We start from the raw sequence: 10,248 nt of genomic DNA on the forward strand, positions 1-10,248 counted from the left end.
GTTTTACCATGGTCAACGTGGCCGATTGTACCAACGTTAACGTGGGGTTTTGTACGTTCAAATTTTTCTTTAGACATTTATTGTCCCTCAAATGTAATACAAATCGGTGGTGAATCACCACATTAACCAAGTATTATATTTTATATCAACATAATACTAACTTAAAATTAGCTCTGAATAATAACAGATAAAGCCGTCAAGTGACAAGCTTTTAAGCAGTCAAATTTGATATTTTTAGAAGTTTAGGAAAGTAACAAGAATGGTGCTGATAGGCAGATTTGAACTGCCGACCTCACCCTTACCAAGGGTGCGCTCTACCAACTGAGCTATATCAGCAATTGGAGCGGGCAGCGGGAATCGAACCCGCATCATCAGCTTGGAAGGCTGAGGTAATAGCCATTATACGATGCCCGCATGTTCAAACTCGGCTACCTAAATGCTTCAATTAGCTATTGCTAATATTAGATATATGGTGGTGGGGGAAGGATTCGAACCTTCGAAGTGTGACACGGCAGATTTACAGTCTGCTCCCTTTGGCCGCTCGGGAACCCCACCCCGAATCTTTTTAAATTTGTCTACTTAGGAAAATGGTGCCGGCTGCCGGAATCGAACTGGCGACCTACTGATTACAAGTCAGTTGCTCTACCTACTGAGCTAAGCCGGCCTAAGTGCTGCGCATTATGGACTAGAACATTTAAGCTTGCAAGCAAAAAAAACAAATTTTATTTTGTTTGCTTAAAAAAAAATCAAAAACATAAAAAAACCCCGAAATATAGACAATTTCAGGGTTTTATTTAATCAAAAATAATTTTTTAGATTATTTCTTTTTTACCGCTTTTTTCTTAGTAGTAGAAGCTACACCTTTAGCCGCTGTATGCACAGCAACATCTTCACTTATATCACCGTTATCTTGATATGGACGACCATAATAGGTATCAAGCAAGATTTGTTTTAGTTCAGCAATTAAAGGATAACGAGGATTTGCGCCCGTACATTGGTCATCAAATGCATCTACAGCAAGTTGGTCAATTTGTGCTAAGAACGTTTTTTCATCCACACCAAACTCTTTTATAGAGAAAGGTATTTCGAGATCTTTTCTAAGTTGATCTAACCAACCAATTAATTCCTCAACTTTCTTCTCATCTTTATCCGCAGCAGCCGTTAAACCTAAATGATCAGCAATTTCAGCGTATCGACGAATGGCTTGAGGATAACCATATTGACTAAATGTACCTTGTTTAGTTGGCTTATCTGTTGCATTAAAACGGACAACATTGCTGATGAGCATTGCATTAGCCACACCATGTGGGATATGGAAAGCTGCACCAATTTTATGCGCCATTGAGTGACAAATACCTAAAAATGCTTGAGCAAAAGCAACACCTGCTAATGTCGCTGCACTGTGTACTTTTTCTCGAGCGATAGGATTTTTAGCCCCTTCTTTATAGCTTGCCGGTAAATAGGACTTAAGCATACTTAAAGCTTGTAATGCTTGACCGTCAGAAAACTCTGTTGCCATTACTGACACATAAGCTTCTAAAGCATGAGTTACCGCATCGTAACCACCAGCAGCACAAAGTGAACGTGGCATATTCATCACTAAGTTAGCATCTACAATTGCCATATGAGGCGTAACAGCATAATCGGCTAACGGATATTTTTGTCCGGTTGCATCATCCGTCACAACTGCGAATGGCGTCACTTCAGAACCGGTGCCTGATGTTGTGGTAACACAGATCAATTTTGCTTTTTTGCCCATATTCGGGAAATGACAAGCACGTTTACGAATATCCATAAAACGTAATGCTAATTCATCGAATTTAGTTTCTGGGTGTTCATAAAGAACCCACATGATTTTTGCAGCATCCATTGGTGAACCACCGCCTAAAGCAATAACAGTATCAGGCTGGAATGCTCTCATTGATTCAGTCCCTTTACGAACAACACTTAAGGTTGGATCAGCTTCAACATCAAAGAATGTTTCACAAAGAACACCTTGTGACTCTAATTGATCGGTGATTTGTTTTGAATAACCATTGTTAAATAGGAATTTATCAGTGACTAAAAAGACTCGTTTTGCGCCTTGCTCAACGACTTCATTTAAAGCAATAGGCAGTGAGCCACGTTTAAAATAGATAGAACTTGGTAATTTGTGCCATAACATGTTTTCTGCTCTCTTAGCGATTGTTTTCTTGTTAAGTAAGTGTTTCGGTCCGACATTTTCAGATACCGAGTTACCCCCCCAAGAACCACAACCTAATGTTAGTGACGGCGCTAAATCAAAATTATATAAATCGCCAATACCACCATGCGCTGCAGGTTGGTTAATCAAAATACGGCAAGTTTTCATTTTTTTGCCAAAATAATCGATACGTTCACGATTGCTATCTTGATCGGTGTAAAGAACAGAAGTATGACCCATACCACCCATTTCAACTAATTTTTCAGCCTTTTCTACTGCTTCAGCAAAATCTTTAGCTTTAAACATAGCTAACGTCGGTGAAAGTTTTTCATGCGCAAACGGTTCAGATAGATCAACTTTGCTCACTTCACCTACCAGTACTTTTGAACCTGCTGGTACTTTAAAACCTGCTAATTCAGCAATTTTGGTCGCCGGTTGACCAACGATATTAGCATTTAAAGCACCCTTGTCATTTAAAATGATACCTTGAACGGCTTTAGTCTCTTTAGCATTTAAAACGTATGCACCGTATTGTGTTAACAAGCGACGTACTTCGTCATAAACAGAATCAACTACGACGATAGCCTGTTCAGAGGCACAAATCATACCATTATCAAACGTTTTAGACATCAGAACGGAAGCCACTGCTCGTTTTAAATCCGCTGTTTCGTCAATGATGACAGGCGTATTACCTGCGCCAACACCTAATGCAGGTTTACCTGAACTATAAGCTGCTTTCACCATACCTGGGCCACCGGTTGCTAAAATTGCAGCGACATCATCATGATGCATTAAAGCATTTGATAATTCGATAGAGGGCTCATCAATCCAACCAATAATATCTTTTGGCGCACCAGCTTTTATAGCTGCATTTAGAACAATTCTGGCTGCTTCAATAGTTGATTTTTTTGCTCTAGGATGAGGAGAGAAGACGATTGCGTTACGGGTTTTAAGACTGATAAGGGATTTGAAAATAGCGGTGGAAGTTGGATTGGTCGTCGGTACTATTCCACATATGATCCCTAAAGGTTCGGCTAGCGTAATAGTTCCAAAGGGTTCATTTTCTGCCACTACGCCACAAGTTTTGTCATGACGATATTTGTTTAAAATATATTCTGCAGCAAATAAGTTTTTAATCACTTTATCTTCTACAATCCCCATACCCGATTCAGCAACAGCTTGTTGGGCTAGTGGAATTCTCGCAGCTGCAGCAGCTTTTGCAGCCTCCGTGAAAATTTTATCCACTTGTTCTTGAGTATAAGTTGAATAAGTTTCCTGTGCTTTTTTTACACGGACCATTAACTCATTTAACTCATTCATATTAGTTACTGCCATAGATTACTCCTTGAAATTAAAAAATAAATCTGAATCGTTTGGCGTCTTCCTTGAATCTTTTTAATGCCTATGCATAATAACAAAACGAAATTGCCGTTATCGTAAATCAGTTTTTTACTTTATACAATAAGATCTTGCAGAAAAATAAATGTTATTGAAATGGGTAAGTGAGATTCATCCTAATAGATAGGAAAAAATTAATATTTGAGATTTTTTGATAAAAAAAACTATTTTACTTAGGTAAAATAGCTTTTTTTAAATATGCTAAATTTTTTTGAAAAAATAAAAAGTTCACTTAAATTTTTGATAATTTGTCCAGTACATAACTAACAGCAACAAATCCAAAACTTGCCGTAACAGTCGTCACTGCGCCAAAACCTGATTCACAATCCATTTTTTTAGTGCCATGCGCTTCACTTTTCGTAAAACAGATTTGTCCATTCTCCGCCGGATATGTCAGTTGTTCTGTTGAGTAAACACAAGGTATCGAATATTTACCTTTACTATCTTTATTGAGTTTATAATCGTTCTTTAATCTTTCTCGTAATTTAGCTGCCAAAGGGTCTTGAATGGTTTTAGCCAAATCAGCTATTTTAATCTGTGTTGGATCTTTTTGCCCACCTGCGCCACCAATAGTAATGACTTTCAATTTTTGTCGCTTACAATAATTAAGCACGGCCGCTTTATCACGCACACTATCAATAGCATCAATGATATAATCATAACGAGGCAAGTTTTGAGCACCTAAATAATCTGAAACATTATCAATATTTATAAAGTCATCAATTTGATTAACAATACATTCAGGATTTATTTGTAATATTCGCTCAGCCATGACTGCGGTTTTAGCTTTACCTATATTTGTGGTTAAAGCATGAATCTGGCGATTGGTATTAGTCACACAGACATCATCCATATCAATCAAAGTAATTTGCCCGATACCACTGCGAGCAAGGGATTCAGCTACCCAAGAACCAACACCACCAATCCCTATTACACAAATATGTGCACGAGCAAAACACGACAATGCGGATTGACCATACAACCGAGCAATGCCACTAAAACGTTGAAAATAACTATCAGAAAATGTGTTATGCATAATTACCACTGATTTATCGAAATGTTAAAATACTAGCAGTGCATAACGATAAACGCAACTAACGCTGCTATTCTTGTCATTGAGGTTATCGGTATTAGACTGGTAAATTAACTATTTACGTCCTAATTTTAATATCTCTTGTGCCATTTGTTTAGTATGGGTTTGCATATATTTTACTAAATGGTCATTTTTTTCATTGAGTAAAATGAGATAAAAACGATTACGAGCCAAATGCGTTGATTCATCATAAGTACTGACGATTAAATAACCTATACCATTTTTTTCATCCGTTCCTACGGAATAAGAAACGTTACCTTCTTGAGTGACTTTCGGATCAGATGAACGCATTGCGATTTGCAATTTAAAGAGTTTTTGAGCATCTTGAGCATTGGCAACGATATCATCCATAATAATGAAATAATCTTCATAATAGGTTTCTGATTTAGGATCTTGCATGTACATAATTGCACGCTTATCATTAGGATTACCTGAACCACTATCGCGACTTTGATTATATATATAATAGGTTTTATTGTGGAAATCTAATTTTTTAGGTAAATCATAAGCGGGTAATTTTTGATTAATTACCGTTAACATCGGACCATAGTTGCCAGGTTGATAATTACTTTCTAAAGTCCCACAACCTAACAATAATATTGAGATAAAACTGACTATAACTTTTTTCATTTTTGTTTCCTTTTATTTTTTATAAATTAATTTTAGATAAGTAAGAAAAATGAGACTAATTAATTCATTACCAAATAGTATCCGTGTGATTGCTCATTATAGGGATAACCGTAAAATGAAGGACAAAAAAATCACATTTTGGATTATCAGGTAGAAATCAATAGACAGAAAGTCATGTGATACCTTGTCTTTTTTGATATACAAGGCATCACAAAATAATCGCTTAGTTTTTGAAGGAGTGAATCGGAGCAGGAATACGTCCACCACGATGAATAAAATCAAATGAACTATATTTATTTACTGGCATCACAGGTGCATGACCCAATAACCCACCGAATTCTATATTATCACCCACTGTTAAACCAACCGCAGGAATGATGCGAACGGCAGTGGTCTTATGATTGATGACGCCGATTGCTGCTTCATCTGCAATAATAGCAGATATTGTTTCAGCTGGTGTATCACCCGGAATAGCAATCATATCAAGCCCGACCGAACAAACACAGGTCATTGCTTCTAATTTTTCTAAATTGAGTGCCCCCTTATTTACCGCATCAATCATCCCAGCATCTTCTGACACAGGAATAAATGCCCCACTTAAACCACCTACATGACCACATGCCATGACCCCACCTTTTTTGACAGCATCATTAAGCATCGCCAACGCAGCCGTTGTACCATGGGTTCCAACCACTTCCAGTCCCATTTCTTCTAAAATATGGGCAACTGAATCACCTATTGCAGGCGTTGGCGCTAAAGATAAATCAACAATACCAAATTTAACGCCTAAACGCTCCGAAGCCTCTTTACCAACAAGTTGTCCCATACGCGTAATTTTAAAAGCCGTTTTTTTGATTGTTTCCGCAACCACATCAAAAGGTTGACCTTTTACTTTTTCGAGCGCTCGCTTAACCACACCTGGTCCACTGACACCCACATTAATGACACAATCTGCTTCGCCTACACCATGAAAAGCCCCAGCCATAAACGGATTATCCTCAACAGCATTAGCAAACACAACTAATTTTGCACAAGCCATACTGCTATTATTCGCCGTTAATGCGGCTGCTTCTTTAATAATATGCCCCATCTGTTTTACGGCATCCATGTTGATACCGGTTTGTGTAGAACCTACATTAACCGATGAACAAACACGTTCTGTTTGGGCAAGAGCTTGTGGGATGGATTTAATCAAAATTTCATCACCTTTATGGTAACCTTTCTGCACTAACGCCGAAAATCCACCAATAAAGTTCACCCCCACCGCTTTAGCAGCTTGATCAAGTGTTTTTGCGAACGCGACATAATCACTATCATTACTTGCTCCTGCAATTAAGGATATTGGTGTAACAGAGATACGTTTATTAATAATTGGAATACCAAATTCAGACGTAATTTGATCACCAACTTTTACTAAATTTTTGGCTAATTTAGTAATTTTGTCATAGATTTTTTGACGGGCTTTTTCACCATCGCTATCAATACAATCAAGCAAAGAAATACCCATGGTTATTGTGCGAATATCAAGCTTTTCTTCCTCAATCATTTTAATCGTTTCGAGGATCTGTTTGGTTTCCATTAGTACTATCCTTCAGTAAAAATTATTGAATAAAATTTAAAGACGATGCATTGCATCAAATATCTCTTCGCGTTGAATATTGACTTTAACTTTAAGATTTTCGCCTGTTTGCGTTAAAGTATTTTTAACATCATCAAATGAAACATCGATTTTGGATAAATCGAGTAACATAATCATCGTGAAATATTCACCCATGATAGTTTGAGATACATCTAAAATATTAATATTCAATTCATATAATTTTTGACTTATACCAGCAATAATTCCGGTCTGGTCTTTTCCTATGACAGTTAAAATGGTTTTCATCACATACTCCGCACAAATTTTGGACAATCAAAAGATATTTACTTGGTTGATTATAATAACATCTTCAAAAATTATCGAAATAGGAGTAGATTGTTTTTTTGTTAAAAATAAAAAAACACTAAAATAATTAAAAAGGGCAACATTATGAAAAATTTCCAAAAATCAAATAAATTGGATCATGTCTGTTACGACATCCGTGGACCAATTCTTGAGCACGCAAAGCGTCTTGAAGAAGAAGGTCAAACTATACTTAAACTCAATATTGGAAATCCTGCCCCTTTTGGTTTTGCCGCACCTGATGAATTATTAGTTGATGTCATCCGTAATTTGCCTTCTTCACAAGGATATTCCGATTCAAAAGGACTTTACTCTGCACGTAAAGCTATTATGCAACACTATCAAGCCAGAGGAATAACCAGTTTAGATGTCGAAGACATTTTTATCGGCAATGGTGTTTCTGAACTTATCGTACAATCGATGCAAGCATTGCTCAATAGCGGTGATGAAATCTTAGTTCCTATGCCAGATTATCCATTATGGACAGCTGCAATTAGTTTATCTGGTGGTAGTGCTGTTCATTACCTTTGCGATGAAGATGCTAATTGGTCACCCGATTTAGAGGATATTAAACGAAAGATCACCCCTAAAACCAAAGGAATTGTGATCATTAATCCTAATAATCCAACCGGTGCCGTCTATAGTAAACAGCTTCTACTTGATATTGCCGAAATTGCGCGTCAAAACAACCTTATTATTTTTGCTGACGAAATTTACGACAAAATTTTATATGATGATGCTGTTCATCATTCAATAGCCGCTTTAGCGCCCGATCTATTTGTCGTAACCATGAGCGGACTATCTAAAACTTATCGTGTTGCAGGTTTTAGGCAAGGATGGATGGCACTTTGTGGCCCTAAACAACATGTAAAAGGATACATTGAGGGACTAAATATGTTGGCGTCAATGCGATTATGCGCCAATGTCCCATTGCAACATGCCATTCAAGGTGCGCTTGGCGGTTATCAAAGTATTAATGAATTTATTGTTCCTGGTGGTCGTTTATATGATCAATGTATGCTTGCATGGCGCATGTTAAATGATATCCCAGGGGTAAGTTGTACTAAACCACAAGGCGCATTGTACTTATTTCCTAAACTTGATCAGCAAAAATTTAATATTCGCAATGATCAGAAATTGGTTTTAGATTTTCTATTGCAAGAAAAAGTTCTTTTAGTACAAGGCAGTGGTTTCAACTGGCATAAACCCGATCATGTCAGAATTGTTGCGCTTCCACATACAGGTGAATTACAAGACGCTATCGAACGTTTTGCTAAATTTTTATCAAATTATCAACAATAAAACGAATCAACTCCCAATTTTAGTTGGGAGTTTTCTATCTGCAATGCTTCGCAAAATTTTTTGATTTCATTCAACGAATGATAATAAACTCTTTCAGTGTTATGCTTAAATTCATCAATACTGCTCTATTTATGCTAACTAATTAATATGACAATGTTAATTTATTAACCGGCATTCAATTTTAATTATATTTCTACAACTCTACTCATTTTCAGTGCTCTAACACTAAAATCTATTTATATAAAATAATAATTTAGGATGCTTAATATAAAAAACCCCCGATAAACGGGGGAAAGAGCTGAAAGGATAGGAATAAACAGACCTACTTGTCTATCTTTATGTTTAATGGGAATTACTGATTTACCTCCGTAACACCAAAATCAACTTTACTTGGTAACCCCGGTGATACTCTTACCACTTTTGGATTACGTCCGTTTACTTTGTATTCCTTCGGTAAGCTTCGTGGGTCTAGTTTGATAACGAAGTTTGCACCTCGTTCCCAACGGCCTCCCGATACACCAACTATATGGTAACGTCCATGCGTATCGGTTGTGATAATTTCGCCACGGGTGGTCACTAATTTCACGCCGCCCAGACCATCTTCACCTTCATCCTGTATGCCATTACCGTTTCGGTCGATAAACACTTTTCCGAAGATTAACGCATTGTCAAACAGTGGATCGGCTGTCACCGTTACCGTCGCTTCCGCTATATTCGACGACACTTTACCCGTCAAGGCGTTTAGTGCCATCGCCGTATTGGTATACTCGCCTTGGGTAACACCCGAGCCCACAACTAACATATAGCTGATCACCACTTCACTGTTAGCCGTTAAATCCAGAGAATCATACATCACCGCTTTAGTGCCTTTGGGATCCGCCACTTTTTTGCCATTTAAACGCGATGAACCTTTCACGAACTTAAATCCTGACGGTAAAATATCTTTTACTTTAATGCGTGATTTGTGTGACGAATTGTTAATCACCTTGATGGTATAAGGGACAATATCACCCACCACGACATTATCTTTCAGTGCCGTTTTTATTACGGTTACATCCACATTATGTACTCGATAACCCAATATAATATCGTTACTTGTTGCACTAAAGGTGATACTGCCATCATTTAACTTAATCGGCACTGTTTGCATACCACCTGTGCCATTATAAACAATCGATGCTGGCGGTGTAGCAATATCAATTAAGTCATGTTTGACCACTTTACCATTACTATCAGTATATTGTTCAAAATATGGCACTTTTTCATATAATGGATTGCTATTATCTGAGCCAACCACGCCGTCGTGATATTCACCAAACAGTAAACGGATACTATATTTTGAATCATCAACCACATTCGGATCTATCACCAGATTACGGAATATAAATTTACCATCACTGCGTGTCATAAACGACAGTGGTTTACCATCTTTGTTCATCATATGTTTCTGATTATTGTTTAACAGATAAACCTCTGCACCCGATAATCCGGTTAATTCTGACAGACTGACAAGACCTTTACCTTCACGATCTTCTACCAGTTTACCCTCAATAATACCACCATGGATATAACCAAAGTCCTGATCGGTTAGGTTACCTGTGATATCAATGATTGCCTGATTGATTGTCTTCGGTAAGGTTAAGTAACCTTTGCTGTCATGGTGCGCATCATCCGGGTCAAAGCTTGCTCGTAACGTGCTCG

General features: G+C 37.4%; 6 protein-coding genes, 4 tRNA genes and 2 pseudogenes. 1 reads left to right on the plus strand and 11 read right to left on the minus strand.

Features of this window, described 5'->3' with window-relative positions; all coding sequences use genetic code 11:
* The 10 genes and pseudogenes from ACGH46_RS10805 to ACGH46_RS10850 form a co-directional block, all read right to left on the minus strand.
* Window positions 1-77: pseudogene (locus tag ACGH46_RS10805) on the minus strand (elongation factor Tu); the annotation flags it as partial.
* Between the two features lie 183 nt (window positions 78-260).
* A tRNA-Thr gene (locus ACGH46_RS10810) sits at window positions 261-336 on the minus strand.
* Window positions 337-339: 3 nt separating this feature from the next.
* Window positions 340-414: transfer RNA gene (locus tag ACGH46_RS10815), tRNA-Gly, on the minus strand.
* Window positions 415-470: 56 nt separating this feature from the next.
* Window positions 471-555, minus strand: a tRNA-Tyr gene (locus ACGH46_RS10820).
* A gap of 33 nt (window positions 556-588) precedes the next feature.
* Window positions 589-664, minus strand: a tRNA-Thr gene (locus ACGH46_RS10825).
* Window positions 665-817: 153 nt separating this feature from the next.
* Window positions 818-3,517: a bifunctional acetaldehyde-CoA/alcohol dehydrogenase gene (gene adhE, locus ACGH46_RS10830; RefSeq protein WP_411605617.1), complete on the minus strand. Its 2,700-nt coding sequence runs from the start codon at window positions 3,515-3,517 to the stop codon at window positions 818-820.
* 295 nt (window positions 3,518-3,812) lie between these two features.
* A complete protein-coding gene (gene tcdA / locus ACGH46_RS10835; RefSeq protein ID WP_267351225.1) occupies window positions 3,813-4,616 on the minus strand; it encodes a tRNA cyclic N6-threonylcarbamoyladenosine(37) synthase TcdA in 804 nt (267 codons plus the stop codon).
* Between the two features lie 111 nt (window positions 4,617-4,727).
* Entirely contained in the window at window positions 4,728-5,303 is a 576-nt protein-coding gene (locus ACGH46_RS10840; protein WP_267351226.1) for a hypothetical protein, read from the minus strand.
* A 223-nt stretch (window positions 5,304-5,526) separates the two neighbouring features.
* The gene (locus ACGH46_RS10845) at window positions 5,527-6,882 is read right to left on the minus strand and encodes a PFL family protein (RefSeq protein ID WP_411605619.1); all 1,356 of its coding nucleotides are present in this window, start codon (window positions 6,880-6,882) and stop codon (window positions 5,527-5,529) included.
* A 36-nt stretch (window positions 6,883-6,918) separates the two neighbouring features.
* On the minus strand, window positions 6,919-7,188 hold the full coding sequence (locus tag ACGH46_RS10850) for an ACT domain-containing protein (protein WP_065558707.1): 270 nt from the start codon (window positions 7,186-7,188) through the stop codon (window positions 6,919-6,921).
* Between the two features lie 144 nt (window positions 7,189-7,332).
* On the opposite strand from ACGH46_RS10850, the gene ACGH46_RS10855 reads away from it, so the two are divergent.
* Window positions 7,333-8,547, plus strand: coding sequence for a pyridoxal phosphate-dependent aminotransferase (locus ACGH46_RS10855; protein WP_411605621.1), 1,215 nt, complete (start codon window positions 7,333-7,335; stop codon window positions 8,545-8,547).
* A 352-nt stretch (window positions 8,548-8,899) separates the two neighbouring features.
* Here the strand turns inward: ACGH46_RS10855 and ACGH46_RS10860 are convergent.
* Window positions 8,900-10,248, minus strand: a pseudogene (locus ACGH46_RS10860) (hypothetical protein); the annotation flags it as partial.

Source organism: Gilliamella sp. CG22, from assembly GCF_046635725.1.
GTDB classification, from domain to species: Bacteria; Pseudomonadota; Gammaproteobacteria; order Enterobacterales; family Orbaceae; genus Gilliamella; species Gilliamella apicola_I.

Coding starts and splice junctions, on each gene's coding strand:
- ACGH46_RS10840 (WP_267351226.1), bottom strand. CDS start 5,303: ATGAAAAAAGTTATAGTCAGTTTTATCTCAATATTATTGTTAGGTTGT.
- ACGH46_RS10850 (WP_065558707.1), bottom strand. CDS start 7,188: ATGAAAACCATTTTAACTGTCATAGGAAAAGACCAGACCGGAATTATT.
- tcdA (WP_267351225.1), bottom strand. CDS start 4,616: ATGCATAACACATTTTCTGATAGTTATTTTCAACGTTTTAGTGGCATT.
- adhE (WP_411605617.1), bottom strand. CDS start 3,517: ATGGCAGTAACTAATATGAATGAGTTAAATGAGTTAATGGTCCGTGTA.
- ACGH46_RS10845 (WP_411605619.1), bottom strand. CDS start 6,882: ATGGAAACCAAACAGATCCTCGAAACGATTAAAATGATTGAGGAAGAA.
- ACGH46_RS10855 (WP_411605621.1), top strand. CDS start 7,333: ATGAAAAATTTCCAAAAATCAAATAAATTGGATCATGTCTGTTACGAC.